This window comes from Streptomyces sp. NPDC102258 (assembly GCF_055584685.1).
Window position 1 is genome coordinate 78,441 of sequence record NZ_JBVJLO010000018.1, and the last position, 26,814, is coordinate 105,254.

The following is a 26,814-nucleotide window of genomic DNA, read 5'->3' on the forward strand; positions in this document are numbered from 1 at the left end:
CCCGATGGAACTAGCAAACCAGGACATGCGCATTGCGCTGTCTTACTCCGACGCTGCTAAGAAGCGGATCACCGAACTAGAGCGCGTTGTCCAGCGCGCAAAGCGGCCCGAGGATATTTGGACCGATGAGGCGCAGCTACTCGGCATTGACCCGTGGCACTGTGACCTAGCTCCGGCCGTGGCCGTCGAGCGTTGGGCCAAGGTGCAGGAACTGAGCGGCATTTGCGACGACCTAGAAGCCCGCTGGAACGAGCTAGAGACCGAGGCCGAGGACATTCGCCAGAATGCCGCCAAGGCTCACGCTGAGGCGCTGCGAAATGGCACTAAGGCACCGGCTACGGCCGCTAAGGCATTCGAGGCTGACGCAGCTCTAGAGGGTTGCTCGCTGGCCCTGAGTGAGACCGTGACGGATCTCCGCCGAGCGCGTGCCGAATACGAGGCCCTGCTAAAGGATCGCGGGTTCCTGAACGAGTATCGCGAGACCGTCATCGCTGAATTCGATGCGCAGCGGAAGCGGGCCGCTAAGGCATTCTCCGCTGTAGCTGGTGCCATTGGCGAGACTCGCCGTCGATTCGGTGTGCTCCACTCGCTGACCATGGGTGGCCTACTCGATATCCCCGAGGACGCCCAGGGTTACTTGGTGCTTACCGGAAAGGGTTGGGGGCAGGCCGACCTATCATCTGCCATCGACATTATTTCTCGGCAGGTGAGCGAGACAGACCCGTTCGTTTCGGGTGAGTTCCTGACCGCACCCATGGATGAGATCAACGCTACGGCGATTGAGACGGCCGAAAAGGTTAAGGCACAGATTGACCAGGCCCGGCAGAACCACTATTCGGCTGACGGGATTGTCAGTAGCCGGATGGTCTGACGATCTTAGATGCGGGGTCGGCCCGGCACTAGTCACCGGCCCCGCTCGCTGCCCTGGTGCTACATTCCTCGCGCCGCGAATCCCTGAGTTCGTCTCGCTTTTCACGCTAGGTGACGGCCGGCTGGGACCACGGAAAGTGACGACCCTCCTGGGGGGTACCCCAAGAAAGGCTCCTTTCCGGACCGCAAGCGTATAGCACCCCAGATTCTCCGTCCGGAGCACCAGAACCAGTTAACCCGCTGTGACCAGCGCAGATACCAAATCCCCGGAAGGGGGCACGATGAGTAACCAGAAGATCAGCGCGGAATTCCGCCGGGCCGTGGTCGATGAGTTCGACCTAGAGTCGTACGAGGTCACCACCCTTGACCGGGCCTGCGCTGTTCTAGATCAGATCCAGGGACTAGAGCACGACGTGAATACGCGCGGCGTAATCGTCCGGGGAATCCGGGGTGGCCTGTACCCGAATCCCTCACTAAAGGAACTGCGCGCCGCCGAAGGGTCGTTCATGGCGCTGGTGCGTTCCCTCGGTCTGAGCGATGCCGAAAGTGGGACCGGCAAGGGTTCGGCGTCCGCTGCCGCTCGCGCAATGAATCGGGCGCGTTGGGGGGTGCGTTCGATTGGCTCGGCGTCGGCGTAATGATGCACTAATTGATACCGGCCCTTCCGCTGTGGAGGTTGAGCTAGCGCGCCGGTACGTAACTGCTGGCCATTTCCTACAGGTGCGAGATTTCACCCGCCCTCTTTCCGATAACAGGCTAGAGGTGGAAGCACAGGAATGGGCCAAGCGTTTTCATTACATGTCGGCGCTGTTGTGACGGAGGCCGCGAATGTATGAATCCATGATATGCATCCGGCGCGGCTGCGTGAATCCACGCCAATTCCGCAGTGGTAGGCAGTCATTCAAGCCATGGTGCAGTACCCATTGCCGCAAGTGGCATCGAGCCTTTATCGCATTCAGCGAGGGCGGTGCAGCATTCGGGCGGAATGCCGACACTGACGCGGCGGTGTTCTCGGAAATTCTCGCGACTGGCCTGCATGATCCTTGGGCCCTGTCCGCGCTAGAGGATCTATTCGACGCATACGGGCGGGCCTGACGCCATGCAACCGACCCGCGTAGTCCTCGGTCCGAATGGCTGGGAGCCGTCCGAGGAACCGGCGCTGCCGGGCAAGGTGGCGTGGCGCTTCCCCCGCTCCCGCGCTGTCCGGCAACCCGCCCCGCCCCGACTCATGCCGGGCCGTCCGGCACGCCGCGAGGGACGACCCCGGAACTGCGGCTCTCGATGACCACCTCCTAACGTTGGGAGGTGTAGCCCCCGATGACTGGCCCCGCTGTGGGTCGATCGTCGGGGGCTTTTGCGTGCCCCAAGGGCTGGGGACAAGCCAGGTCATCCGGAACCGCTCCCGCCCATATCTGACGGATCGTTAGATGCTTGGACGCCGCACCCTCTGAACCGAAGGCGGGAATGGGCGGAAACCTGAGCCGGCGAGCAGGGTGAGCCCGGACGCCCCAAGGGTTTCGCGCCCCTTCGATTCCTAGGCGGGGAGCAAGTGCGGGGGCGTCACCATCCGTGCGCGCTCATACAGATCCCGCGCTGTGTGGTTCTTCAAGTACGGGCGAATGCGGCTGTGCATCGCGGTAATGCTGCGGTCGCACTGTCCGGACTGAACGAGCGGGTATATCTCCAGAACGCTTCCCCACGTTTCGCACGCTGCCTCTAGGTGGCCGACTTCTAGTTGCCGTTCGGCCAGCATGGACAGATAGCGAATGCTCGTCCGCCGAAACGTGCTGGGGCGCATTCGGTTCGATTCCTTGAGAGATTCGACAGAGCCCGCCAAGTCCCCAAGCGCGTACCGAACTTGGCCCACGTGGTACGCCAGCGAGGAAGGGTTGTAGGACCCGAAAGTCTTGGACTGAGACTCGGCCTTTTCCATGGCGGTCTCGGCCTCCCGGATGCGCTGTAGGGCCATGCGTCCGTTGCCCTCTTGCGCGGCTGCGTGCGCCTGCTGTCCGGCGAGGAACGCACGCATTCGGGGACCGGCCTGCGGGGAAGAAGCGGCGGCAGCGTCGGCGAGGCGCAATGCTTCGGACCCGTGTCCGAGGTCCACGGCCTGAACGCTCATTCCCCGGAGAGTGGTGCAGAACGTGAGGTGATCCTCGGACGCCCCGGCGAGTTCAAGCGCTTTCAGGTAATAGCGCTGTGCCATCCCATGAACGCCCTCATCAACGGCCATATATCCCGTGAGGTATGAGAGATCCGAAGCAGCAGCCATCATCGCCTTGCGGACATTGTCCGGAGCGTCAGCGCGCAGATAGGGAGCCACGGTATTGACCAAATAGGCGGCAGCCATCGGCCGCGCTGTCCGTCCCCCAAATTGGTCATCAATGTCTGATAGGCGTTCAGTCATGGCAATGACCGATTGAACGTCGGACATTCCGATGCGCTGTGCCTCGCCCCGTTGGGCTGCTTCCATTCGACCGACCACGTCCGGCCAATTGGGCACGGTGAGGGCGACAGAGAACAGACCAACTCCGAGCACGCTCCGGCGTGACGGGTCCATATCTTGCCTCCCCAGGTCTAGCAGCCCTTCCACGGTACTGGGGAGCGCGCTGGACTCTTCGGCGGGAGGGGGCGGGAATCCCGCTTCGCTGTGCGTGACGGGGCGGCCGAGCTTCCGGGCCAATGCTTCCAAGATCAGCGGGCGGACGATCTCTTTCGGCATGTGCCCGTTGAGCCACTGGTGCACTGAGGGTTCACGGTATTTGAGAGGCGTCCCCCGCTCGGTGCCCAGCTTGTTGACCTCTTGGGCGAACTGGCGCAGCGTCCAGCCGGTTTCCCGGTGCAGTCGGGCAAGCGATTCGTTGGGACTGGCCACCGGTCATCAACTCCCCACGTCTTCAAGCCGCTTAAAGCTCTTAAGTCCTGGCGCTGTTGCAACGGTACCGCTCTGCCGTGGTCACGCGGTTGCCTTCTGTGAGCAGCCGAACGAGCACGAGAGGTGCAGCCATGAGCAGCCCTGAGAGCGCACGTGAGCACCCCCGGGACTGGGAGGCGGGGGAAACGGCGCTAGACGTCTCCACGGGCCGCGTAGGCCGCGTCATGGGCCACGTGGGACCGCGCTACCAACTCCGCCCGCTGAACGGTGGCCGGGAGTGGGAGGCCGACCCGGAGAGCCTGAAAGCCGCTTACCAGTCGGACGCCCTGAGCGCCGCTGTGGTCACCGCCAACACGAGCCAGCGGATAAGGGAGCGGATGTGAGAGGTCTCCTCAGGTTCACCCCGGAACAGCGCGCGGAGATCGACGCCGGATTGGTGCAGATCCTCGCGGAGCGGGAGGCCCGGGAGTGGGAGGCGGCCATATGGCGTGCGGCTCCCGTCCTCGTTCGAAGCGCTGCGCAACAGCTCATCCACCACAAGGAGGCACAGCCATGACGGCAACCGCGAACGACCTTCGGACCGGCCGCGCGCTGGTCAGCTCGGACCTGTTCGACAGCATCGCCGAGTTCACCGTGACCCACTTCGGCTACGACCTGGAGAAGGCGGAGCGCGCGACCGATCAGGCCCTCGCGTTCCTCGCCACGGTCGGCACGGCCACGGTGAAGATGGTCCCGAGCGACGACGTGGACGGCGCGCTGCACTCGTTCATCCTGCACACCGCCGACTACCGCGAGTTCTGCGAGAAGTACGCGGGCCGGTTCCTGGAGCACAACCCGCGCCCCGGTGGCGGTGGCCGGGTGCTGGAGGAGGTGCAGGCGACGGCGCACGCGATCAAGGCCAACGGGTTCATGGTGCTGGATGCGCTGTGGACCGTGAACGGCGAGAACGCGGCGCAGTGCGACTCTGACTGCGGGCGCGACTACCGGGTCGCCTGACGGCCGGCTGACCCGTACTGGTGATGGTGGGGTCGGTTCTCAACTCAAGGGACCGGCCTCGCTGTTGGAAGGTGAAGCATGATTTTCGATGGTCCGTACAGCCCGCCGGACGGTGCGCTGCAACTCCTCAATCCGGGCCCCGCCGAACTGGTCCTGAACCGGCGCGGGTCGTCCGTGTGGAAGGTCAAAACCGAGGTCGGTCCGTACGCGGTAAAGGTCGGTTATCCGAGCCGGACACATGCATGGACCGCGCTGGCCCCTGCCCGTGAAGCCGCCGTTCTGCGACAGCTCACCCATGAGCGGATTTTCAGCGGGGAGTGGGAACACGGCACGTGGGGCGCTCAGCCGTGGCGGCGTGGCGACAGCCTCTATGACCGGTGGGCACCCTGCCGGGACGGCAAGGCTGAGCCGAACCTCAAAGAGGCGCTGTCGTGCGCCGTGACACTGTCGGGACTGCACCTGATGGGGTGGGCGCACGGGGACGTGCAACCTGCCCATTTCCTTCTGGGGGAGTTCGGTGGGGCGTTCCTGATTGATCTTGCGTTGTCTAGCGGTGGGCGCATTCCCCGCGCCTATGACTTCCCGTACCGGGGCTGTCTCGTCCACTACGAAGCGCCGGAAATCTCGGCCAGCGTGTTGGAGTCGGGAGCGGCGACGCCGACGCAGGAAGCGGACGTGTACGCGCTGGGGGCGGCGCTGTTCATCAGCGCGACGGGATGGCGGCATGTGGTCTACCCGGACGACGCGTCCCGGGAGGTTCAGCGGCGAGCCATCGTGGCGGGCTCTCACCGCCCCGTGGACGTCCCTGGCGCGCTGGGCGGTCTCATCCCCCACATGCTTAGCCGTACGCCCGCTGACCGGCCTACCAGCGCCGAGGTCTGCGAGAGGCTGAGTACGGCCCTGTAGGGCTGTGTCTGGCCCCGTCTGTGCGCTTCCCCATGGCGCATCGGCGGGGCTTCCTCGCTGGTCAACTGCCCTGCGCTAAGCTGTGGTTCCGTTGGTCCAAGGGCAGGCGATGTCGCTCCAGATCTCGACGCGCATGATCCTTCTCTTCTCCGGGTTCTTACGGGGGGTTCTTACGGGGGCAAAACGGTTTGTGGTTCAACCATTGCCCCGCCCGTCTCATTCCCCGGACGCGCGGGGGCCCTCGTGCGGCGCCTTGCGGGGCGCCTCTCGGGGGGCGTCCCGGGGAACCTCCAGCCAGAGCGTTCTGTGGGTGCCGGAGGGCGCTTCGGCGGGATCGGGGCGCCAGCCGTGGGCGGCGTAGAAGGCCTGGGCGCGCAGGTTGTGGGCGTAGACCTCCAGCCGGACCCGCTCGATCCCGGCCCGGCGCCACGCCGCCACGCAGGCGTCGTGCAGGGCGGCCCCGGTGCCCCGGCGCCACTGGCCGGGGTCGACGTGGAGCTGGGTGAGGGTGGTCACGCCGTCGGCGGTGAGGTAGGCGGCCACCCCGGTGACCTCGCCGTCCCGCTCGGCGCAGAACACCCCGCCCTGGACCTCGGGCCGGCCCACCGCCCGCGCCCAGCCCTCGCGGGAGCGGGCCGTCTCGCCCTCCCCGGCGTAGGCCTGCTCGGGGACGCGGCCCCGGTAATAGGTGGCGCGCGCCCGGATGTGCAGGGCGGCGATGGCGGCGACGTCGGCGGGGAGCGCGGTCCTGATCACGGCAAGCAGAACGCGCCGGGAACCCGGATGGGTTCCCGGCGCGCGGCCCCCGCGCGGGCGGGGCTACTTCTTCAGCCAGGCCGCCATCATCTTCTGGGCGATCGGCGCGGCCAGCTTGCCGCCGCCGATCTCGGAGCGGTCGGTGTCCGAGTTCTCGATCATCACGGCGACAGCGATCTGCTTGCCGCCCGCCTTGCCGTACGAGGTGAACCAGGCGAGCGGCGGGATGTTGTTGTTGACGCCGCGCTGGGCGGTGCCCGTCTTGCCGCCCACCTCGGCGCCCGCCACCTGCGCGGGCTTGCCGCCGCCCTCGGTGGCGACCGTGCGCATGGCGTCCTGGAGCATCGAGGCGGTCTTGGCGCTCATGACCTCCTGGGACTTGGCGTCCTTGAGGCTCTCCAGGACGTTGCCGTCCGCGTCGGTCACCTCGGAGACCATGTGCGGGGCGACGAGCTTGCCGCCGTTCTCGATCGCGGCGGTCACCATGGCGATCTGGAGCGGCGTGGCCTGCACGTCGAACTGGCCGATACCCGTCTGCGCGACCTGGTCGACGGACATCTTCTTCGTCGGGTACTTGCTGGGCGGGTTGGTCCGGACCGGGGTGTCGATCTGCGTGTTGAACCCGAGCTTCTCGGCCGTCGCCCGCATCTTGTCCTGGCCGAGCTTGGAGGCCAGGTCCGCGAAGACGTTGTTGCAGGACAGCTTGAGCGCGGTACGGGCCGAGACGTTGTTGCAGGCCGCGTCGCCGGCCTCGCTGGGCAGGTTCGTGCGCGTGCCCGGGATCGTGTACGGGGCGGCTACGCCGGTCGGCGTGTCGATGCTGGTGATCAGCCCGTTCTCGATCGCGGACGTCAGAGTGACCAGCTTGAAGGTGGAGCCGGGAGCCTGGGGCTTGCGCAGGGCCACGTTCTCCATGGCCTTGCCCTGGTCGGCCGACAGTTCCTTCCAGGCGGCCTCGTCGGTGGCGCCCGTGATGCGGCCCGGGTCATAGGAGGGGTTGTTCACCACGGCGAGGATCTCGCCGGTCGCCGGGTCGATGGCGACGGCCGCGCCTTGTTTGCCCTGGAGGGCGTCGTAGGCGGCCTTCTGGACGTCCCGGTCGATGGTCGTCAGCACGTTGCCCGGGTCGGCCCGCTTGTTGGTGAGGACGTCCATCACCGTCTTCAGGCGGGTGTCGGAGCCGTTGAGGATGTTCTTGTAGACGCCCTCCAGCATGGTGGTGCCGTAGGCCTGGGAGCTGTAGCCGGTGATCGGCGCGTACAGCGGGCCGTCGAGGTACGTCCTCTTGTAGCCGAAGTCCTTGCCGCCCGTCTTCGCGGAGCCGGTGACCGACTGCCCGCCCACGATGATGTTCCCCAACGGGTTCTCGTACTGCCCGATGAGGTTGCGCCGGTTGTTCTTGTCGTCTGCGAGGGCCTGGCCTTGGTATGCCTGCACCCAGGTGACCCGCACCAAAAGGGCCAGCACCAGAAGCAGACAGAAGACCGACGCACGCCTGATCGTCTTGTTCATCCCCCGGAAAGACGCGCGAGCGGCCCCAGGCGTTCCGCTCTGCCCCGATTGTGGCGGGGTTCTCAGCTTTTCCTCATGACGAAGCCTCCCTCGTAGGCGGCGATGACCGCCTGGGTGCGGTCGCGGGAACCGGTTTTGGCGAGGACGGCCGCCACGTGCGTCTTGACGGTCTGCGCGCCGACCGCCAGCCGCTCGCTGATCTCCTGGTTCGACAGTCCGGCCGCCATCAGGCGCAGGACGCCGGCCTCCCGGTCGGTGAGCCGGGACGCCCAGCGCGGGGCGGCGGGCGCGGTCCGCGCCGCGTGCGAGGCCGCCAGGGAGCGGACCGCCGCCGGGAAGAGCAGCGAGTCGCCCCGGGCGACGAGGCGGACGGCGCCGATCAGCTCCTCGGGCTCGGCCCGCTTGAGGAGGAAGCCGCTGGCCCCCGCCCGCAGGGCGTCGTAGACGTGGGCGTCGTTCTCGAAGGTGGTGACGACCACGATCCGGGGCGGCTCGGGCAGGGTGGCGAGGATCTGCTCGGTGGCCCGGATGCCGTCGATCTCCGGCATCCGGACGTCCATCAGCACCACGTCGGGCATCAGCGAGCGGACCAACGGCACCGCCTCGGCGCCGGTGGCGGCCTCCCCCACCACCTCCAGATCGGCTTCGGCGTCGAGGATGACCCGCAGCGCGGTACGGACCATCCGCTCGTCGTCGGCGATGACCACCCGCAGCGGAGCCCGGCTCACCGCCCCTCCCCCGGGCCCGGAACCCGGGGGGCGGGCCCCAGGGGCAGGGTGGCCCGCAGCCGCCAGCCGTCCTGCCGTGGGCCGGCTTCCAGGGAGCCGCCGAGGAGCGCGGCCCGCTCGGCGGCGCCGCGCAGCCCCCGGCCCCCGGTGCCGCGCGGATCCCCCTCGGCGCGGGCGGCCCGCGCGGGCGCGTTCGTCATGGTGATCTCCAGTGCGTGGTGGCTTTCCGACGTGTGCACCCGGATCCGGAGCGCGACCGGACCAGCGCCGTGCCGCAAGGCGTTGCTCAGCCCCTCCTGCACGATCCGGTACGCCTCCCGGGAGGCGATGGCGGGAAGCTGCCCCCAGTCACCGGCGGGCCCGGGCCGCAGCTCGGCGGTGACGGCGGTGCCGCTCGCCCGGGTCCGGGCCAGCAGCCCGTCGAGGTCGGCGGCCAGCGTCGGAGCCGGTACGGCGTCGGTCCGGGCCGGATCGCCGTCCCGCAGCAGCCCGAGCACCGCGTCCAGCTCCCCCACGGTGCGCCGGGTCGTGTCCTCGATCGCGGCGAGCGCCTCCCGGACGAACCCGGGGTCGCTGTCGAGCACCCGCCGGGCCGCCACCGCCTGGAGGGTGACGGCGCTCAGGGCGTGGCCCACCGCGTCGTGGAGCTCGCGCGCCAGACGGTTGCGCACGGCCAGGTCGGCGGCCCGTTCCTCGGCGGCGGCCAGCCGGTCCGCCGCCGTCGGGCCGAGGAGCACCGGCGCGAGCCGCGCCAGCAGCGCCCCCGCCCCGGCGGAGCAGAGCACGACCCCGGCCAGCAGCGCGAGCCCGGCGAGCGGGGCCGCGTACAGCCCGGCCCCGGCGCCGAACCGGTCGAGCCAGAGCCCGGACCGGCGCATGCCCCCGACGAACGGCAGCACGATCAGCGCCACCCCCGCCGGCGGCGCCGCGAGGCTCACCCCGCCGACGACCGCGCCGACCCCGAGGTGGAGCGTCCACCAGGCGGCGGCCCGCCACCGGGCGGCCCAGGACCGGCCCGGCCCCTCGGCCAGCGACTCCCCCGCCACCCCGGCCAGAGCCCGCACCGCGACCACCGACAGCGGCCGGACCAGCCCCACCAGCCCGGTGACGGCCACCAGCGGAAGGGCGATCGCGTACGAGATCAGGAGCAGCGGGAGGGAGGCCAGGGCGTTGACCCCGCCGGCCGCGATCCCCACCCCGACCTGGGTGAGCAGGAGGTACGGCATCAGCAGCGCCCCGCCGAGCACCAGATGCACCCACCGCAGGCGGGCCCCGGCCCCCCACACCCACTCCGTCCTGCCCCGCACCGCCCCGCTCCCCCTCACCGTTCCTCCGCTCCCCCGCCAGCCCGGCCCGATGCCGCCCACCCCGCCCATCCGCTCATCCGCTTACGTCGTACACGCCGCGCGGCGGGAGCGGATGAAGCCTATGAGGACGGCGGCCGAGAGCAGGCCGGTGACCATCTGGCCGGATCGGGCCAGCACCACCAGCGCTCCGGGAGCCCCGCCGGAGACCAGCTGTGGTCCCAGGTCCGCGAGCAGCGGCCACACCCCCCAGCTCAGCGCGGCGGAGGCGCCGACCCAGGTGAGGGCCAGCGGCCGCGCCGGCCGCCGCGCCCCGCCCCGGGCCAGCAGCACCGCCCCCGCCCCCGCCGCGAGCGCGCAGAGCGCATGCGCCCCCGAGATCACGCCCGTCTCCGCCGAATACTCCGCGACCCGCTGCGGGGACAGTCCGGCGCCGCCGCCGAAGGCCCAGTACAGATACACCGCGGCCACCGCCGAGCCGGTCACCGCCGCGGCTCCCGCCACCACCCCCGTGGGAGACGGGAGCCGCCGGACCGGCGCGCCCTGCCACACGCCGCCCCAGCGCTCTCGCGCATAGGGGACGAACAGTCCGGCCAGGGCGAACCCCTGGATGATGAAACCGCCGTAGACGACGGAGAACACCCACGGGTCGAGGAAGGGGTCACGGGCGGCCACGACCGCCTCGTCCGCGCCCAGCCCGGCGGCCTTCACCAGGAGCTGGGCCGGGTAACCGAGGACGATCGGGGTGAGCAGCCCGGTCGCGGCGAACACCGGGAGGGCGAGCGCCCAGGACGGGACCCGCCGGCCCCAGGGGCGGGTGAGGAGCAGCACGAGCAGGATCACCGTCGCGTCCATCAGCAGCGTCACCGCGTTGGCCGCCACGAAGAACGGTCTCGGCTCCCGTAACGCACTGCCCTCCGGTATCCCCAGGTGACTCCCGGCCACCCAGGCCGTTTTGAGGGCCACGTAGGGCAGGGTGGCAGCCACCGCCACACCCCGCAGGACCCGCCGCCCGGCGTTCACGGTCGCCGTCGCGCCCGGCGTGCCCGTCGTGGTCGCCGCGTCCGCCGGGTCGGCTGCGTTGGTCGGGTGGGCCGGGTCGGTCAGGGAGATCGGATCGGTCGGTTTCAGCGCTCGCGTGGTCATGTCCCCACGGTCCCGTGCCCGGCGCGTCGCCGCCTCCCCCGCCAAGGGGATCCGTCTCCCCCGCATGGGGGAGAACCGCCGGGCTCACATCCTCCGGGTCACCACCGACAGCCGGTCCCGCGCCTCGAACAGGGCCGCCTTGATGAGCTGTTCGTGCCCCGGCGTCAGCCGCGCCACCGGTACCGAGCAGCTCACGGCGTCCCGCGCGGGCGTCCGGTACGGCACCGCCACCCCGAAGCAGCGCAGTCCGAGCGTGTTCTCCTCCCGGTCCACCGCGTAGCCCTGCTCCCGCACCAGCGCCAGCTCCTCCACCAGCTGCTCCCGGTCGGTGATGGTGTGCTGCGTGACCGCCTCCAGCCGGCGCGGCAGCAGCCTGCGCACCTCGTCGTCGGTGTGCGTGGCCAGCAGCGCCTTGCCGAGCGCCGTCGAGTGCACCGGCAGCCGCCGGCCGACCCGGGTGAAGGGCCGCAGGTAGTGCTGGGACTGGCGGGTGGCCAGGTACACCACGCTCGTGCCGTCCATCCGGGCCAGGTGGATGGTCTCGGTGGTGTCGTCGGAGAGCCGGTCCAGGGTGGGCCGGGCGGCGGCCACCACCTCGTCCCCGTCGATGTACGAACTGCCGACCAGCAGGGCCCGTACACCGATGCCGTACCGGGTGCCGGTGGCGTCCGTCTCCACCCAGCCCAGGTCGACCAGGGTGCGCAGCAGCATGTACAGGCTGGACTTGGGCAGGGCGAGGTCGTGCTGGATGTCGGCGAGGCTGTGCAGGCCGGGCCGGGCCGCGAAGTGCTCCAGCAGCACGACCGTACGCACCGCCGACTTCACCGGCGCCGCCGTCGGCCCTTCCGCCCCCTCGCCCTCCCGGCCCCCCGCCTCCTCCTCGCCACCGGCCGTCGCGGCGGTCGCGCCCGTCGCAACCCCCGCAGCCGATTCCCCTGTCTCCCCTGCCGTCATGCGCCCGCTTCCCCTCTGTTCGGCTCCGGACTCCCCTTGTCACGCGCTGGGCGCGGAAATAGAGTCCGCAGCAGCAGTGATCATTCATCCACCGGAACCTCGTTCAGAATACTGAACGATCCAGGAGGCAGCGGGCGATGGCAGCGACACCAGTCTGGAGTGTGGACCCCCGCACCGGGAAGCGGCGCGAAGAGGTCGCCGTCGAAGCCGGGCCACAGGACGTGGACCTGGCCGTGCGCGCCGCCCACTGCGCCCGCGCCGCGCTGGCCGACGCCACCGCCCGCGTCGCCTTCCTGCGCGCCGCCGCCGACCTGCTGGACGGCGCCGCCGACCGGATCGTCGAGACCGCCGACGCGGAAACGGCGCTCGGCCCGGCCCGCCTCACCGGTGAGCTCGCCCGCACCACCGGCCAGCTGCGCGCCTTCGCCGGCCTCGTCGAGGAGGGCTCGTACCTCGACGTCCGCATCGACCGCGCCGACCCCGCGCTCACCCCGCCCCGACCCGAACTGCGCCGCTACAAGGTGCCGCTGGGCGTGGTCGCCGTCTACGCCGCCTCCAACTTCCCGCTCGCCTTCTCCGTCCCCGGCGGGGACACCGCCAGCGCCCTCGCCGCCGGCTGCCCGGTGGTCGTCAAGGCCCACCCCGACCACCCGGCCACCTCCGAGCTGTGCGCCTCCCTGCTGCGCCGGGCCGCCGCGTCGTGCGGGCTGCCCGCCGGGGTGGTGTCCGTCGTCCACGGCTTCGACGCCGGTCTGGAACTGGTCCGCCACCCCCTCGTCACGGCCGCCGGTTTCACCGGTTCCGTACGGGGCGGACGGGCCCTGTTCGACGCCGCCGCCGCCCGGCCGGTGCCCATCCCCTTCCACGGCGAACTCGGCTCCCTCAACCCCGTCGTGGTCACCCCGGCCGCCGCCGCCGAGCGCGCGGAGGAGATCGGCGCCGGACTCGCCGGCTCCGTCACCCTCGGCGCGGGCCAGTTCTGCGTCAAGCCGGGACTGGTCCTGGTCCCCGAAGGACAGGACGGCGACCGGCTCGCGGACGCGCTCGCCAAGGCCCTGGCCCAGGCGGGACCCGGAGTCCTCCTCGACCACCGGATGCGGGAGAACTTCCTCGCCGGGGTCGCCGAGCGGGCCGCCCTGCCCGGCGTCACCGCGCCCGTCCCGGCGGGCCCGGCCGGGGAGCACGCCGTCGGCGCGGGGTACGTGAGCGTCCGGGCCGCCGACCTGCTGCGCGGCGGGTCCCACCGGGTCCTCCTGGAGGAGTGCTTCGGTCCGGTCACGGTCCTCGTCCGCTACACCGGCCGGGAGCAGGCGGCCGGAGTACTGGGCCTGCTCGAAGGGAACCTGAGCGCCACCCTCCAGCTGTCGGCCGCCGAGGCCGACGGGACCGCCCCCGGTGAGGCCCCGGGCACCCCGTCCGCCACCGAGCTGATCGGGCTGGTCACGGCGCTGGCCGGGCGGATCGTGGTCAACGGCTGGCCGACCGGCGTCGCGGTCGCCCCGGCCCAGCACCACGGCGGCCCGTACCCGGCGGCCACCTCCCACTCCACCTCGGTCGGCGCCACGGCCGTCGAGCGGTGGCTCCGCCCGGTGGTGTACCAGTCGGTGCCCGACGCGCTGCTCCCGCCCGAGCTGCGCGAGGCCAATCCGCTGGGGGTGCCCCGCCGGGTGACCGGAGAGCGGTAAACGCGTTGCCCGCCCCTCCCGCGGCGGGGCAGGCTGCGCCCATGCCGAAACCGCACGGGTTCTCGTACGAGATACGCCACGACACCACCGTCCACATCACCCACCAGGGGCGTGACGCGGCCACCCTGCGGGGCGGACGGGCCGGCAAGTTCCTGGCCGAGGTGGCGGCCGGCGACGCGCAGCTGGTGATGGCCCGCTGGACCGGGTCCTACAAGTTCGGCAACGAGCGCGCGGCCCGCGCCCACCCCCGCAACCGGCGCTGAGGTCCACCGCCCGGAAATCTTCCGCGAGGGTAAGGGAACGGCAAAGCCGCTCCGGTCGTTCTCCCGGCATGACCGCTATGACCCCTGGTTCCAACCTTCCGCTCAACGCCGTCAGCGTGACGGTCGACGTGGCCGCCCCGGTGCGTCTCGACGTCTCGGGTCTGCTGCTCGCGGCGGACGGCAAGGTGCGTTCCGACGCCGACTTCATCTTCTACAACCAGCCGTCCGGGCCCGGCGTGAGCCACCGGTCCGGCGGCGGGTCGGCGCCCGACTCGATCACCGTGGACACCGGCGCGCTGCCGCCCGGCATCGAGCGGATCGTGGTCACGGCCAGCCCCGATGCCGCCGGCCAGAGCTTCCAGGGCGTCGAGCCCACCGCCACCGTGCGGGACGCCGCCACCGGCACCGTCATCGCCACCTTCACGCCGCCCCGGCTGGGCGCGGAGACGGCCCTGGTGGTCGTCGAGGTCTACCAGCGCGGCGGCGTGTGGAAGGTCCGCGCGGTCGGCCAGGGGTACGCCAACGGCCTCGCCGGCATCGCCACCGACTTCGGGGTCTCCGTGGACGAGGAGCCGGCCGCGGCCGCCGCTCCGGCTGCCCCGCCCGCACCCCCGGCGCCGCCCGCCCCGCCGGTCTCCCACCCCGTCTCCCCCTGGCTCGGCGGCCCGGCGCCCGCCCAGCCCGCCCCCGCCGCTCCGCCCGCGCCCCCCGCGCCGCCCGCCGCCCCCCTCGGCACCGGGAAGATCAACCTCGACAAGGGCCGGGTCAGCCTCCAGAAGAACCAGACGGTCTCCCTCGTCAAGGGCGGCCGCCCGCTGCTCTCCCAGGTCAAGATGGGCCTCGGCTGGGAGCCCGCCTTCCGCGGCGCGGACATCGACCTCGACGCCTCCGTGATCGCCTACGGCCCGCAGCGCAACCACATCGACAGTTGCTACTTCGGCAAACTGTCCATCCTGAACGGCGCCGTCAAGCACTCGGGCGACAACCTCACCGGCGAGGGCGCCGGGGACGACGAGGTGATCGTCGTGGACCTCGGCCGGCTCCCCGCCGAGGCCACCGGCCTGGTCTTCACGGTGAACTCCTTCTCCGGTCAGAAGTTCACCGAGGTCGCCAAGGCCTACTGCCGGCTCATCGACGCGGCGAGCGGCGAGGAGCTGGTCCGCTTCGACCTCACGGGCGCCGAACCGCAGACCGGCGTGATGATGGCGAAGCTCATCCGGCAGTTCTCCGGCGAATGGGAGATGACGGCCATGGGCGACTTTGTGAAGTCCCGCACAGTGCGCGGCATGGTCAAGCCCGCCTCGCAGGCACTCTGAGCAGGTGGGCGGGCATATGACCCCGGTCCGGCGCGGGCGGCCGCGCCGGGCGGGTGAGGGAAGCCACGCGTAATCCGGAGGTGGCTGTCAGTGCCCGCCCGTAGCCTTGAACCCATGCAGAAGACACTCCAGCCCGCGGGACCCGCGGGCCCCGCGCGCCCGTCCGCCGCCGAGGCGAACGAGGCGATACGGCTCCTCGTCGAGACCCGGGTGGACGGCGAGTGGCCTGCGCAGGCGTACGAGTTCCTGCTGGAGGAGTGGGCCGCGGCCTCCCGCAAGGACGCCTGCCCGGGCTGGTAGCCCCGCCTGTGCCAAGAGCTGAGCCCCGCCCGGAAGGGCGGGGCTCCATGCGTTCATACCGTCGGCGCCCCTCCCCGCAGCGCCCTCCGCGTCAGCGCCCGCGCCGCCAGGGGCCGGTGATGGCCAGCATGATGCCCGGCTCCTGGATGTTCGCGTACAGGGTCCGGCCGTCGGGCGAGAAGCAGACGCCGGTGAACTCCGAGTAATCGGGTTCCTCGGCGGTCCCGTTGTTCAGCTCGTTGCGCGCCAGCGGATAGACCTGCCCCGACTCGGTCGCGCCGAGCAGGTGCTGGAGGCCGTTGCCGTCCTCGGCGATGACCAGGCCCCCGTACGGGGACACCGTGATGTTGTCGGGCCCGTCGTAGCCGCCGTCCGCCGCCGGGTCGGCGTTCACCCCGAGCAGTACGACGAGGCGGATGGTGCGCCGCTTCGGGTCGTAGAACCACACCTGGCCGTCGTGCGCGGCGCCCGGGCTCTCCTCGCGGGCGTAGGAGGACACGAAGTAGGCGCCGCCGTCGGCCCACCACATCCCCTCCAGCTTGCGCGCCCGGGTCACGGCGCCCGCCTCGAACTGCCGCCGCACCGGCACGGTCCGCGCGTCGCGGTCGGCCACGGCCACCCAGTCGACCCCGTAGACGGTGCCGGTCTTCGTCGCGCGCGAGAGGTCGTCCACGAACCGGCCCGCGCTGTCGAAGCACTTGGCCGCCGCGAGCACCCCGGCGTCGGCGGCGAGCGTACGCAGCTTGCCGCGTCCGTGCCGGAAGCCGTGCGGCGGGGTCCAGCGGTAGAGCAGGCCGTTGGGGCCGGAGGCGTCCTCGGTCAGGTAGGCGTGGCCCTGGCGCGGGTCGATCACCACGGCCTCGTGCGCGTACCGGCCGAAGGCCTTGACCGGCTGGGGGTCGCGGTTGGCCCGGCGGTCGTGCGGGTCGACCTCGAAGACGTAGCCGTGGTCCTTGGTCATACCGTTCTTGCCGGCCAGGTCCTCGGTCTCCTCGCAGGTCAGCCAGGTGCCCCAGGGGGTGGCGCCGCCCGCGCAGTTGGTGGACGTACCGGCGATGCCGACCCATTCGGCGACCTCGCCGCCGCGCCGCACCTCGACGACGGTGCAGCCGCCGGCCGCCGCCGGGTCGTAGACGAGGCCCTCGGTGAGCGGGACGGGGTGCGCCCAGGCCGACCGCTTGCCCTTGAGCTCGTGGTTGTTGACCAGGAGGGTGACCCCGCGGTGTCCCTCGAACGCGGCGGTGCCGTCGTGGTTGGAGGGGGTGCTCTCGCCGGAGTCGAGGGTGGTGACCCCGCTGTGGGTGATCACGCGGTAGCTGAACCCGGCGGGCAGCGCGAGCAGTCCGGCCGGGTCGGGCAGGAGCGGCCCGTAGCCGGGGCCGTGCGGGCGGCCGTGCTCGTCGTGCCCCTCCTGGTGGGGGCCGTCGTCGGCCGCCAGTGCCCCGGGGGCCGTGGCGAGGGCCCCGACGGTTCCGGTGAGGGCGACTCCCGCTCCGGCGATGACGGTGCGGGCGGTGAAGTCTCTGCGGCTGAGGGGCATCGGGTCTCCAGGGGTGGGGAGGTGGTGCGCCTGACGTACGGTCGTCGGCGCACACGCTCCCGCCCGTACGTGAACGCCGGCTGAACTACCCGGAAATGCGGCCCGATCCCTTGCCGGTGGGCACGATGGCGCACTCCGGCCACCCGATCGGCCGACCCCGCCCGGCGCCCCGCCCGGCACCCCCGGCCGCCCCCCGGTCGCCTCAGGACTGCCGGGAGCGGGCCTTGAACGCCGCCTTCCGCGCCTCCTTCGAGGCCTTCTTGTCGGGGTGCAGCCGCCCCATGGCCTCCAGCACGTACGCCGTCGCCGGATGCTCCACCCGCCACGCCTGCTCGAAGAAGTCACCGTGGTGCTCGGTCAGCGAGCGCATCAGCAGCGGCAGTTCCTCCGTCTCCCCGTCCGCCGCGAGCTGCGCGGCGATGGTGTCGACCGTCAGCCACAGCACCATCTCCGGGTCCGGAGCCGGTACGTCGGCCACCCCGTGCTCCGCCAGCCAGACCCGGGCCAGCCCGCCGAGCTCGGGGTCGTCCAGCACGGCCCGGACCGCCGGCTCGGCCTCCCGCCCGGCGGGGGTCAGGGCCTGCTGGCAGCGCAGCCGGCGCAGCGGGGCGGCCTCGTCGTCCCCGCGCGCCGCGGCGAGCAGCTCGGCGACGGCCTCGGGCAGTTCCCGCCCGGCGAGCCACTGTTCGATCTCGGCCTGCGCCGCGCCCTCGGGGTAGCGGGAGACCGCGTCGAGCAGCGCGTCGGCGCCCTTCCCGGTGAGTTCACCGACGGCGGGGGCCTCGACCCCGGCTTCGAGCATGCGGGCGCGGACGCCGTACAGGCCGAGCGGGGTCAGCCGTACCATCCCGTACCGGGACACGTCCTCGTCGTCGGCGTCGTCCCCGAGCGCCGCGTCGGCGGCGTCGTCGTCGGCCTCCGTCATCAGCTCCTCGTCGACCGGGCGGTACTCGACCAGTCCGATCGGCTCCAGCTGCCGGAACTGGTCGTCGAGGCGCATCATCGCGTCGGAGACCTGCTCCAGGACGGCGTCGGTCGGGTCGCCCATGTCGTCGGGCACGATCATCGAGGCGGCGAGGACCGGCAGCGGTACCGGGCCCTCGCCCGCCCCGCCCTCGGCGACGGTGAGCAGGTAGAGGTTGGCGAGCACCCCGTCGAGGAAGTCCGCCTCGCGCTGGGGGTTCCAGTCGAGCCGGTCGAAGTCGATCTCGCCGCCCGCGTCCATGGCGTCCACGAGGTCGTCCAGGTCGGGGACGGCCGCGTCGGCGAGGACGGTGTCCAGGGCGGCCAGCCACAGGTCGAGGACGTCACCGGGCGCGCCGCCCGCCACCAGGGCGAGGTCCTCGCCGGGGGCGGCGGTGCCGTACGGGGGAACGGCGGCCGCGCCCTCGCCCTCCCCCTCGCCCGCGCCGTCCTCCTCCGGTTCCGTCACGTCGACCAGCCCGGTGTCCACGGCCACCCGCCAGGCCTGCCCGGCGTACACGGGGCTGTCCTCGTCCCCGGTGTCGAGGCCGAGCGCGGTCACGGCCCCGGCCAGCTGCTCGGGGACGAGTTCCCCGCCCACGTCGACGCGGGTCTCGGGGCCGGCCCAGCGGGCGAGGCGGACGGCGCGGGCGAACAGCGGGGCGACGAGGGCGTCGCGGGCCAGCTCCGCATCGGAGTGCAGCCGGACCGGCGGCAGCGTGGGGTGCGGCTCTGCGGACATGGGGTGGTTCTCCTCGGACGGGGGGACGGGGTGTCAGGCCCGTTACGGCGTCCCAGGGTAGACGCATTTCGGGCGCCCTCCGCGAGCCATCCCCTTTGGTTCATCCCACAGTCAACTGCCGTCTCCCCTGGAGGCCTTGACAACTTCGCCGCCCACACTGGAAATTGACGCGCGTAGATGTACGCGTGGATGTAGCAGGGTCCACGCACCTCACCCCCCTCCACACACCGGAGTTCCCGCCCATGCGCTCCTCGCATCCCCGTTCCGCCGCCGTCGCGGCCCTCGTCGCCACCGCTCTGGCCACCGGCCTGCTCGCGGGTTCCGCCGACGCGGCCGAAGGCGCCGTGTCCGCCGATCCGGTACGCATCCACGACATCCAGGGCACGACCCGGGTGTCGCCGCTCAACGGCAAGACGGTCGCGGACGTCGAAGGCATCGTGACCGGCGTGCGCACGTACGGCTCGCGCGGCTTCTGGATGCAGGACCCGGACGCCGACGACGACCCGGCCACCAGCGAGGGCGTCTTCGTCTTCACGAGCTCCGTCCCGACCGTCGCCGTCGGTGACGCGGTCAAGGTCTCGGGCACGGTCGGCGAGTACGTCCCCGGCGGGCTCGGCTCCGGCAACCAGTCGATCACCCAGATAGCCAAGCCGACCGTGACGGTGGTCTCCTCCGGCAACGCGCTGCCCGCGGCCGTCGCCGTCAACGAGTACTCGGTGCCGGCCGCCTACGCCCCGGCGGGTGACCCGGCCGCGGCCAACAGCGTCAACGGCCTGACCCTGGAGCCCTCGCGCTACGCCCTGGACTACTACGAGTCGCTTGAGGGCATGAACGTCAAGATCGGCACCTCGCGCGTGGTCGGCGCCACCGACCCGTACAGCGAGATGTGGGTGACGGTGAAGGGCTGGGAGAACACCGCCAAGCGCGGCGGCACGCTCTACGGTTCGTACGAGTCCCAGAACACCGGCCGCCTCCAGATCCAGCAGCTCGCGCCGATCGCGCAGCAGCCCTTCCCGGTGGCGAACGTCGGCGACAAGCTGACCGGCACCACCGAGGGCCCCCTGGACTACAACCAGTTCGGCGGCTACACCCTGGTGGCCCGCGCGCTGGGCACCGTCAAGGCGGGCACCCTGGCGCCCGAGAAGACGAAGCCGCAGGCGGCGAACGAGCTCGCGGTGGCCACGTACAACGTCGAGAACCTCGACCCGACGGATCCGCAGTCGAAGTTCGACAACCTCGCCAAGGCGGTCGTGGAGAACCTCGCCTCGCCCGACGTCCTGGCCCTGGAGGAGATCCAGGACGACAACGGCGCCAAGAACGACGGCACCGTGTCCGCCGAGCAGACGCTGACGAAGTTCACGGCCGCGATCACGGCCGCGGGCGGCCCGGCCTACCAGTGGCGGACCGTCAACCCGGAGAACGGCAAGGACGGCGGCGAGCCCGGCGGCAACATCCGCCAGGTGTTCCTGTTCAACCCGGCGCGGGTCTCCTTCACCGAGCGGGCGCCCGGCGACGCGGTCACGGCGACGGGCGTGACGACGGAGAACGGCAAGGCCGCCCTGACCCACTCCCCCGGCCGGATCGACCCCGCGAACCCGGCGTGGACCGACAGCCGCAAGCCGCTGGCCGGCGAGTTCGTCTTCCAGGGCAAGACGGTCTTCGTCATCGCCAACCACTTCGCCTCCAAGGGCGGCGACGAGGGCCTGACCTCGGTCCACCAGCCGCCGGTGCGGTCCTCGGAGGCCAAGCGGCTGCTCCAGGCGCAGGCCGTGAACGGCTTCGTGAAGCAGCTGCTGGCGGCCGACAAGCACGCGGCCGTGCTGGCCGTCGGTGACGTCAACGACTTCGAGTTCTCCGGCACCGCGCAGGCGCTGGAGGACGGCGGGGCGCTGTACTCGGCGATCAAGTCGCTGCCGAAGGCGGAACGTTACTCCTATGTGTACCAGGGCAACGCGCAGGTGCTGGACCAGATCCTGACCAGCCCGGCGGTGAAGAACTACACGTACGACAGCGTGCACATCAACGCCGAGTTCTCGGCGCAGAACAGCGACCACGACCCGCAGGTGCTGCGCTTCCGCCCGTAAGCCCCTGCGTCACGCGGCGCGCACGACGCGGCGTGACCTCCGGTCCGCGAAGGGCCCGGCCGCCGTCCCGGCCGGGCCCTTCGCCATGCCCCGGCGGGGACTTTCGCCCCTGGCGTGACACTCGCCACACCCCTCCCGAAATCGGCCGGTTGTGGTGTTGAGTGTCTGCACGCCCGACATCCACCCCGGTGCCGCACCGGCCCGCACGGTTCGCACTCACTGGAGGACCGCGTGTTCCCCTCCATCTCCCCCGTCCAGGAAATCGGCCTCGCCGTCCTGTTCGTGGCCGCACTCGTCTGGGTCCTGGGCCTGGGCCACATGCTGTGGGACAGCCGATTCCACCAGCCCGAGCCGGGCACCCACGACGGCCTGCCCGCCATCCCGTCCCAGCGCGCCGCCGCCGGACACCCGATGGAGACGGTGCAGCTGACGGAGGCGGAGGAGCAGGCCTTCGCGGGCCTCATCCGCATGTTCCCCCGGCCCTGACGACCCGCGCGCACGACGAAGCCCCTCACCCCGGCCGGGATGAGGGGCTCCGTCCTGTCGCGGCCCGGTACGGGTTCCGGTACGCGGACCCGTACGAGCCGGGTCAGTTGTGGCTGTGCAGGATCTCGTTCAGGCCGCCCCAGGCCGCCTTGTACGGGCGGGCCTCCACGGCGCCGGTGACCGAGTTGCGGCGGAAGAGGATGTTGTCGGCGCCGGAGAGCTCCAGGGCCTTGATGATCTGGCCGTCCGGCAGGGTGACGCGGGTGCCCGCGGTCACGTAGAGGCCGGCCTCGACGACGCACTCGTCGCCGAGGGCGATGCCGATGCCCGCCTCGGCGCCGATCAGGGTGCGCTCGCCGATCGAGATGATCTGCTTGCCGCCGCCCGAGAGGGTGCCCATGGTGGACGCGCCGCCGCCGATGTCGGAGCCGTCGCCGACGACGACGCCCGCCGAGATGCGGCCCTCGACCATGGAGGTGCCGAGGGTGCCGGCGTTGAAGTTGACGAAGCCCTCGTGCATGACGGTGGTGCCCTCGGCGAGGTGCGCGCCGAGGCGGACGCGGTCGGCGTCGGCGATGCGCACGCCCTTGGGGGCGACGTAGTCGGTCATGCGCGGGAACTTGTCGATGGAGGTGACCTGGAGGTGCAGGCCCTCGGCGCGGGCGTTGAGGCGGACGGTCTCCACCTGGTCCACGGCGACCGGGCCGAGGGAGGTCCAGGCGACGTTCGCGAGCAGGCCGAAGAGGCCGTCCAGGCTCTGGCCGTGCGGCTTGACCAGGCGGTGGCTGAGCAGGTGCAGGCGCAGGTACGCGTCGTGCGCGTCCAGCGGCTTGTCCTCCAGGGAGGAGATCACCGTGCGGACGGCCACGACCTCGACACCGCGGACCGCGTCCGTACGGATGGCCTTGGCCGCGGCGGCGCCCAGCAGCTCCACGGCCCGCTCGGCGGTGAGGCGCTCGGTGCCGGCCGGGCCGGGCTCGGCGACCAGCTCGGGAGCGGGGAACCAGGTGTCGAGGACGGTGCCGTCGGAGGCGAGGGTGGCAAGTCCGGCGGCGACGGCGCCGGTGGTACGCGTAGCAGTCATGCCCGAAACCTAACCGGCGACGGCCGCCCCGGGCGAACCGGTCTCATGTGCCGGGCGCGCGCGTCGCCGCACCTCGCGCCCGCCCTCCCCGCTCAGGCCCCGGGCCCCGCGCCCAGTACCCGGCCCAGCAGGGCGCGGGCGGACGGCTCCTCGTACGGGGTGTCCGTCAGCAGGACCTGGAGACTGATGCCGTCCATCACCGCCACCAGCGCCCGCGCCGTCACCGGATCGGTGTGTTCCGCGAGCACCGCCGTCACCGACTCCAGCCACTCGGCCGCGACCGGCCGCAGCGCGGGCCGGCGCAGGGCGGCCAGGTAGAGCTCGTACTCCAGCTCGGCGCGCCCCCGGTCGGCCGTCAGGAACCGCCCCAGCCGCCGCGCCAGCCCGGCCGCGAGGTCCTCACCGGGGCGCGGCACCCAGCCGCGGGCGTGACCCGCGTTCGCCTGGCGCAGGGCCGCCACCAGCAGCTCGTCCAGGGTCGCGAAGTGGTAGGTCGTCGAGCCCAGCGGTACGTCCGCCTCCGCCGCGACGCTGCGGTGGCTCAGCCCCGCGATCCCCTTGGCTCCGACCACCCGGATCGCGGCGTCGATGATCCGCTGCCGGCGCTCCGGGTCGTACCGGCGTCCGCCCCCGGGCATCAGTGGGCCGCCCCGCCGAGGTTCAGCAGGACCACCCCGGCGATGATCAGCGCGATCCCGGCGAGCTTGGCGGCGGTGGCGGCCTCGCCCATGAACACCATGCCGATGGCGGCGATGGCGGCGGTGCCGACCCCGGCCCAGATCGCGTACGCCGTGCCGACCGACATCGACTTCAGCGTCTGCGCGAGCAGCGTGAAGGCGATCACGTACCCCAGCAGGGTGGCCAGCGAGGGCCACAGCCGGGTGAAACCGTCGCTGAACTTCATCGCGGTGGTGCCGGCGACCTCGGCGGCGATGGCCGCGGCAAGCAGAACGTAGGGCATGCGGACAACTGTACGCATCGATGCGTACACATGTACACACGCAGCCCTCAGGACACTCACAGCCTCCGGGGCTACGGTGTCCCCCCGCACACGACAGGGGGACCGCGCATGGCGCAGCACTGGACCCACCGGGGCGGCGGCTGGCTGCCCCCCGAGCGGCCCCGGCCGGGCGTGATACCGCTGCGCCCGCTGGGACCCGGCGACATCCTCGGCGGCGCCGTCACCACCCTGCGCCGGTACGGCGGCCGGCTGTGCGGCGCGCTGCTCCTCGGGCAGCTCGGGGCGGCCCTGCTGGTCATCGCGGCGGCCGGGGCGGCGGCCCTGGCCTCCCTCAGCCCGCGCGCCGGCGCGCGGGCCTTCGTCTGGGTGCTCCTCCCGGCGGCGGCCCTGTTCCTGCTCTTCACCTGCGCCCTGGCCACCGCCCTGATCGCGGCCGTACTGCGCCCGGCGGTCCTCGGCCGCGCCGTGACCGTACCCGGGCTGCTGGCCACCGCGCTGCCGCGCACCCCGAAGGTGCTCGGCGCCCAGCTGCTGGCCCTGCCGGTGGCGGCGGGCCCGGCCGCGGCGGCCCTGGCGGCGGGGCTGCCGCCGCTGGTGCTGCTGCCGCTCGCCCCGGTCGCGCTGTGGCTCGGCGTGCTGTTCGCGCTGGCGCCCACCGCCGCCGGGTACGAGGGCCTCGGCCCGGTGGCGGCGCTCGGCCGCTCGGTCCGCCTGGTGCGGGGCGCCTGGTGGCGCACCTTCGGCTGGACCGCTCCGGCCGTGGCCCTCACCGCCGGCGCCGGCTACGCGCTCCCGGCCTGGTACGGCCTGCCGGGCGCGCTGGCCGCGCTGGTGCTGCTCCCGGCCTTCCCCCAGCTCCCCGCCGGCCTGCTCTACGTGGACCGCCGCATCCGCCGCGAACACCTGGCCGAGGCCTTGGCCGGCGACCCGGGTGCCGCAGGAGCGGCAGGAGCCGCCGGAGCCCCTAGGAAAGCGTGAACCAGGCGGTCCGCGCCTTCTTCCACTCCGGGTGCGTGAGGTCCTTGGCCTCGATGCCGTCGCCGTACAGGTCGGCGGAGCCGCTGTCGGTGATCAGCTGCACCCGCACACCCGGCACGCTCAGGTCGGGCACCTCCACGATGGCCTCCCAGCCGCCCGGGTCGCTGGTCGGCAGGTCGGCCCGCTTGACCGGGGCGTGGCCGGGGACGCCGTCCCACTGGTAGAGGGCGTACGGGTCGGAGTTGTCGTCGGCGGCCCAGGAGCCGGCCAGGATCAGGTACTGCCCGGCGGCGTTCCGGCGCAGGTCGCGCACGGCGAGCCCGCCGAGGTCCAGCTCGATCCCGGCTCCGAAGGCGGCCCGGGAGCCGCTGGAGAGGACCTTGTCGAAGTTGGTGACGGGCACGATCAGCGCCTTGCCACCCGGTACGGCGGGGGCGAGCGGGGCGCGGAAGCCCAGGTAGGCGGTGGTCGTGGAGCCCGGGGCGAACTCCAGGCCCTCCACGTTGAACCCGTCGATCTGCTTCGGTGCCTCGCCGGCGGCCGTGCCCGCCGCGAAGCCGTAGCGGTCGCCGTTCGCCTTGTCCCAGGCGACGAGGTCGTCGCGGAGGTTCTTGTACGAGCGTCCGTACGCGAGCTGGGTGGTGGAGCCGGAGCCGCTGACCGTGGTGGTGAAGACGGTGTTCCGGGGCGCCTTGTACTCGCCGTCCTTGTTGTTGCCGAGCGAGCCGGTCCAGTAGATGGTGTTCCCGACCCGGGTCGCGCCCTCGATGTCCACCTCCTTGGTGACGCCGAGCTGGAAGCTGAAGTCCCAGGTCTTCACCGGGGCGGCGGAGCGGGAGCGGTCGTACAGGCGCAGCACGTTGTTCTCGTCGTCGGCCACGACGGTGTAGCCGCCGCCGACGTCCACGGCGGCCGAGGCGTCGGACGCGCCGCTGAAGTAGCGCGCGTCGGCCGGGTTCTGGACGGCCGCGGAGGCCGCGTACGCGAGGGTCCTGGTGGCGCTCTTGCCGCCGAGCCCGCTCACCTTGACGGTGAGGTTGGTGTAACCCCGACCGCGCGCGGCGACGGCCAGCCGCCGCACGGCGCCGGCCCCGGTGACGCTCACGTCGCCGGTCCCGGCGACGGAGCTCTTGCTGGACGCGGTGGCACTGACGGTGAGCACGGAGACATCCGCCCCGCTCTGGCCCACGGTCACGTCCACGCCCTGGTCCTCGACCCCGCCGACCGCGCCGGACAGGTACGAGGCGGAGAAGGCGATCGTGGGCGTCCCGTAGCTCGCGGCCTGCGCCGGGACGTTCAGCCCGGTGAGGACGACCGCCGCGAGCGCGGCCGTACCCAGGTGCGTGTTCTTCATCGGTTCCCCCACGGGTCGGTCTTGACGGCCGTCGAGAAGATTCGGCCACCGTGGCCAACTCCCGGTGCACGTCACCTGTCGGCCCGGCGAACAGGGAACCGGGAAACAGGGGGCCGGGAAGCAGGGGACCACCACACGACAGAGAGGGCCCCCGGCACGGTCGTGCCGGGGGCCCTCTCCTCCACGCTTCGCTCAGACGTTGAAGCCGAGCGCGCGCAGCTGCTCGCGCCCGTCGTCCGTGATCTTGTCCGGGCCCCACGGCGGCATCCAGACCCAGTTGATCCGGAGCTCGTTCACGATGCCGTCCGTCGCCGACTTCGCCTGGTCCTCGATGACGTCCGTCAGCGGGCAGGCCGCCGAGGTCAGGGTCATGTCGAGGGTGGCGATGTTCGCGTCGTCGATGTGGATGCCGTAGATCAGGCCCAGGTTCACGACGTCGATGCCCAGCTCGGGGTCGACCACGTCGTAGAGGGCCTCGCGGACCTCTTCCTCGGTGGCCGGCTTGATCGACGCCTCGGGCGTCGCGTTCTCGGTCATGCCGTCTTCCTCTCCGCGTCGCCCAGGGCCTGGGCGGTCGCGTCCTTCCAGGCCATCCAACTCAGCAGAGCACACTTCACGCGCGCCGGATACTTGGAGACGCCGGAGAAGGCGACCGCGTCCTCCAGCACCTCCTCCATCGCCTCGTCCGGCTCCAGCTTGCCCTTGGACTGCATCAGCTCCAGGAACGTCTCCTGGATCTTCCGCGCCTCGGCGAGCTCCTTGCCGACGAGCAGCTCGTTCAGTACCGACGCGCTGGCCTGGCTGATGGAGCAGCCCTGGCCCTCGTAGGAGACGTCGGTGAGCGTCTCGCCGTCGTACTTCACGCGCAGCGTGATCTCGTCCCCGCACGTCGGGTTGACGTGGTGCACCTCGGCGTCACCGTCGCGCAGACCGCGACCGTGCGGGTGCTTGTAGTGGTCCAGGATCAGGTCCTGGTACATCGAATCCAGCTTCACTGCGTCCCCAACGCCT

The 26,814-nt window shown here is 71.7% G+C and carries 27 protein-coding genes; 12 read left to right on the forward strand and 15 right to left on the reverse strand.

Features of this window, described 5'->3' with window-relative positions:
* The first annotated feature begins 4 nt into the window (after nt 1–4).
* Together ACZ6ZT_RS26540 and ACZ6ZT_RS26545 are read left to right on the forward strand one after the other, a co-directional pair.
* Complete coding sequence (locus ACZ6ZT_RS26540; protein WP_469722436.1) at nt 5–871, forward strand: hypothetical protein; 867 nt, start codon at nt 5–7, stop codon at nt 869–871.
* Nucleotides 872–1,151: 280 nt separating this feature from the next.
* The gene (locus ACZ6ZT_RS26545) at nt 1,152–1,508 is read left to right on the forward strand and encodes a P27 family phage terminase small subunit (RefSeq protein ID WP_469722437.1); all 357 of its coding nucleotides are present in this window, start codon (nt 1,152–1,154) and stop codon (nt 1,506–1,508) included.
* 896 nt (nt 1,509–2,404) lie between these two features.
* Here ACZ6ZT_RS26545 and ACZ6ZT_RS26550 read toward each other — a convergent pair.
* A complete protein-coding gene (locus ACZ6ZT_RS26550) occupies nt 2,405–3,745 on the reverse strand; it encodes a tetratricopeptide repeat protein (protein WP_469722438.1) in 1,341 nt (446 codons plus the stop codon).
* A gap of 224 nt (nt 3,746–3,969) precedes the next feature.
* Here ACZ6ZT_RS26550 and ACZ6ZT_RS26555 point away from each other — a divergent pair, with 224 nt between their 5' ends.
* From ACZ6ZT_RS26555 to ACZ6ZT_RS26565, 3 genes are all read left to right on the forward strand, one after another.
* Nucleotides 3,970–4,128 (forward strand): hypothetical protein, encoded by a 159-nt coding sequence (locus tag ACZ6ZT_RS26555; RefSeq protein WP_469722439.1) that lies wholly within the window; start codon nt 3,970–3,972, stop codon nt 4,126–4,128.
* 169 nt (nt 4,129–4,297) lie between these two features.
* Nucleotides 4,298–4,741 (forward strand): glycine-rich domain-containing protein, encoded by a 444-nt coding sequence (locus tag ACZ6ZT_RS26560; RefSeq protein ID WP_469722440.1) that lies wholly within the window; start codon nt 4,298–4,300, stop codon nt 4,739–4,741.
* A 78-nt stretch (nt 4,742–4,819) separates the two neighbouring features.
* Complete coding sequence (locus ACZ6ZT_RS26565; RefSeq protein ID WP_469722441.1) at nt 4,820–5,647, forward strand: protein kinase family protein; 828 nt, start codon at nt 4,820–4,822, stop codon at nt 5,645–5,647.
* 216 nt (nt 5,648–5,863) lie between these two features.
* Here the strand turns inward: ACZ6ZT_RS26565 and ACZ6ZT_RS26570 are convergent, their stop codons facing one another.
* From ACZ6ZT_RS26570 to ACZ6ZT_RS26595, 6 genes are all read right to left on the reverse strand, one after another.
* Nucleotides 5,864–6,403: a GNAT family N-acetyltransferase gene (locus ACZ6ZT_RS26570; protein WP_469722442.1), complete on the reverse strand. Its 540-nt coding sequence runs from the start codon at nt 6,401–6,403 to the stop codon at nt 5,864–5,866.
* 63 nt (nt 6,404–6,466) lie between these two features.
* Nucleotides 6,467–7,915 carry a peptidoglycan D,D-transpeptidase FtsI family protein gene (locus ACZ6ZT_RS26575; RefSeq protein WP_469722443.1) on the reverse strand — a complete coding sequence of 483 codons (1,449 nt, stop codon included), beginning with the start codon at nt 7,913–7,915 and terminating at the stop codon, nt 6,467–6,469.
* A gap of 62 nt (nt 7,916–7,977) precedes the next feature.
* Nucleotides 7,978–8,598 carry a response regulator gene (locus ACZ6ZT_RS26580; RefSeq protein WP_469722533.1) on the reverse strand — a complete coding sequence of 207 codons (621 nt, stop codon included), beginning with the start codon at nt 8,596–8,598 and terminating at the stop codon, nt 7,978–7,980.
* A 41-nt stretch (nt 8,599–8,639) separates the two neighbouring features.
* Nucleotides 8,640–9,950, reverse strand: coding sequence for a sensor histidine kinase (locus ACZ6ZT_RS26585; RefSeq protein WP_469722444.1), 1,311 nt, complete (start codon nt 9,948–9,950; stop codon nt 8,640–8,642).
* A gap of 81 nt (nt 9,951–10,031) precedes the next feature.
* Nucleotides 10,032–11,093, reverse strand: coding sequence for a hypothetical protein (locus ACZ6ZT_RS26590; protein WP_469722445.1), 1,062 nt, complete (start codon nt 11,091–11,093; stop codon nt 10,032–10,034).
* 84 nt (nt 11,094–11,177) lie between these two features.
* Nucleotides 11,178–12,047 carry an IclR family transcriptional regulator gene (locus ACZ6ZT_RS26595; protein ID WP_469722446.1) on the reverse strand — a complete coding sequence of 290 codons (870 nt, stop codon included), beginning with the start codon at nt 12,045–12,047 and terminating at the stop codon, nt 11,178–11,180.
* 137 nt (nt 12,048–12,184) lie between these two features.
* Here ACZ6ZT_RS26595 and ACZ6ZT_RS26600 point away from each other — a divergent pair, with 137 nt between their 5' ends.
* The 4 genes from ACZ6ZT_RS26600 to ACZ6ZT_RS26615 all read left to right on the forward strand — a co-directional run bounded on the left by ACZ6ZT_RS26600 (nt 12,185) and on the right by ACZ6ZT_RS26615 (nt 15,611).
* Nucleotides 12,185–13,732 (forward strand): aldehyde dehydrogenase (NADP(+)), encoded by a 1,548-nt coding sequence (locus ACZ6ZT_RS26600; protein WP_469722447.1) that lies wholly within the window; start codon nt 12,185–12,187, stop codon nt 13,730–13,732.
* A gap of 41 nt (nt 13,733–13,773) precedes the next feature.
* Nucleotides 13,774–13,995, forward strand: coding sequence for a hypothetical protein (locus tag ACZ6ZT_RS26605; RefSeq protein WP_469722448.1), 222 nt, complete (start codon nt 13,774–13,776; stop codon nt 13,993–13,995).
* 68 nt (nt 13,996–14,063) lie between these two features.
* Nucleotides 14,064–15,311: a TerD family protein gene (locus tag ACZ6ZT_RS26610; RefSeq protein WP_469722450.1), complete on the forward strand. Its 1,248-nt coding sequence runs from the start codon at nt 14,064–14,066 to the stop codon at nt 15,309–15,311.
* Nucleotides 15,312–15,425: 114 nt separating this feature from the next.
* On the forward strand, nt 15,426–15,611 hold the full coding sequence (locus tag ACZ6ZT_RS26615) for a hypothetical protein (RefSeq protein ID WP_469722451.1): 186 nt from the start codon (nt 15,426–15,428) through the stop codon (nt 15,609–15,611).
* 91 nt (nt 15,612–15,702) lie between these two features.
* Here the strand turns inward: ACZ6ZT_RS26615 and ACZ6ZT_RS26620 are convergent, their stop codons facing one another.
* On the reverse strand, nt 15,703–17,151 hold the full coding sequence (locus ACZ6ZT_RS26620; RefSeq protein WP_469722452.1) for an alkaline phosphatase PhoX: 1,449 nt from the start codon (nt 17,149–17,151) through the stop codon (nt 15,703–15,705).
* Nucleotides 17,152–17,353: 202 nt separating this feature from the next.
* Nucleotides 17,354–18,856 carry a hypothetical protein gene (locus ACZ6ZT_RS26625; protein ID WP_469722454.1) on the reverse strand — a complete coding sequence of 501 codons (1,503 nt, stop codon included), beginning with the start codon at nt 18,854–18,856 and terminating at the stop codon, nt 17,354–17,356.
* Between the two features lie 242 nt (nt 18,857–19,098).
* Between ACZ6ZT_RS26625 and ACZ6ZT_RS26630 the strand changes: the two genes are divergently transcribed.
* Both ACZ6ZT_RS26630 and ACZ6ZT_RS26635 read left to right on the forward strand, forming a co-directional pair.
* Complete coding sequence (locus ACZ6ZT_RS26630) at nt 19,099–20,940, forward strand: endonuclease/exonuclease/phosphatase family protein (protein WP_469722534.1); 1,842 nt, start codon at nt 19,099–19,101, stop codon at nt 20,938–20,940.
* Between the two features lie 231 nt (nt 20,941–21,171).
* Complete coding sequence (locus ACZ6ZT_RS26635) at nt 21,172–21,426, forward strand: hypothetical protein (RefSeq protein ID WP_469722455.1); 255 nt, start codon at nt 21,172–21,174, stop codon at nt 21,424–21,426.
* 103 nt (nt 21,427–21,529) lie between these two features.
* On the opposite strand, the gene dapD is transcribed toward ACZ6ZT_RS26635, so the two are convergent.
* The 3 genes from dapD to ACZ6ZT_RS26650 form a co-directional block, all read right to left on the reverse strand.
* Nucleotides 21,530–22,510, reverse strand: coding sequence for a 2,3,4,5-tetrahydropyridine-2,6-dicarboxylate N-succinyltransferase (gene dapD / locus ACZ6ZT_RS26640; RefSeq protein WP_469722456.1), 981 nt, complete (start codon nt 22,508–22,510; stop codon nt 21,530–21,532).
* A 92-nt stretch (nt 22,511–22,602) separates the two neighbouring features.
* The gene (locus tag ACZ6ZT_RS26645; RefSeq protein ID WP_469722457.1) at nt 22,603–23,148 is read right to left on the reverse strand and encodes a TetR/AcrR family transcriptional regulator; all 546 of its coding nucleotides are present in this window, start codon (nt 23,146–23,148) and stop codon (nt 22,603–22,605) included.
* The gene (locus tag ACZ6ZT_RS26650) at nt 23,148–23,471 is read right to left on the reverse strand and encodes a DMT family transporter (RefSeq protein WP_469722459.1); all 324 of its coding nucleotides are present in this window, start codon (nt 23,469–23,471) and stop codon (nt 23,148–23,150) included. Before ACZ6ZT_RS26650 ends, ACZ6ZT_RS26645 begins: the two co-directional genes overlap by 1 nt.
* Nucleotides 23,472–23,579: 108 nt before the next feature.
* Here ACZ6ZT_RS26650 and ACZ6ZT_RS26655 point away from each other — a divergent pair, with 108 nt between their 5' ends.
* Nucleotides 23,580–24,449 carry a hypothetical protein gene (locus tag ACZ6ZT_RS26655; protein ID WP_469722460.1) on the forward strand — a complete coding sequence of 290 codons (870 nt, stop codon included), beginning with the start codon at nt 23,580–23,582 and terminating at the stop codon, nt 24,447–24,449.
* Here ACZ6ZT_RS26655 and ACZ6ZT_RS26660 read toward each other — a convergent pair.
* The 3 genes from ACZ6ZT_RS26660 to sufU all read right to left on the reverse strand — a co-directional run bounded on the left by ACZ6ZT_RS26660 (nt 24,436) and on the right by sufU (nt 26,798).
* Complete coding sequence (locus ACZ6ZT_RS26660; RefSeq protein ID WP_469722461.1) at nt 24,436–25,803, reverse strand: hypothetical protein; 1,368 nt, start codon at nt 25,801–25,803, stop codon at nt 24,436–24,438. The two genes, ACZ6ZT_RS26655 and ACZ6ZT_RS26660, sit on opposite strands and share 14 nt — an antisense overlap.
* Before the next feature lie 192 nt (nt 25,804–25,995).
* Nucleotides 25,996–26,340: a metal-sulfur cluster assembly factor gene (locus ACZ6ZT_RS26665; RefSeq protein ID WP_030388904.1), complete on the reverse strand. Its 345-nt coding sequence runs from the start codon at nt 26,338–26,340 to the stop codon at nt 25,996–25,998.
* Nucleotides 26,337–26,798, reverse strand: a complete 462-nt coding sequence (gene sufU / locus ACZ6ZT_RS26670; protein ID WP_469722463.1) for a Fe-S cluster assembly sulfur transfer protein SufU — start codon at nt 26,796–26,798, stop codon at nt 26,337–26,339. The genes ACZ6ZT_RS26665 and sufU overlap by 4 nt, the downstream gene beginning before the upstream one ends.
* Nucleotides 26,799–26,814: the final 16 nt, after the last annotated feature.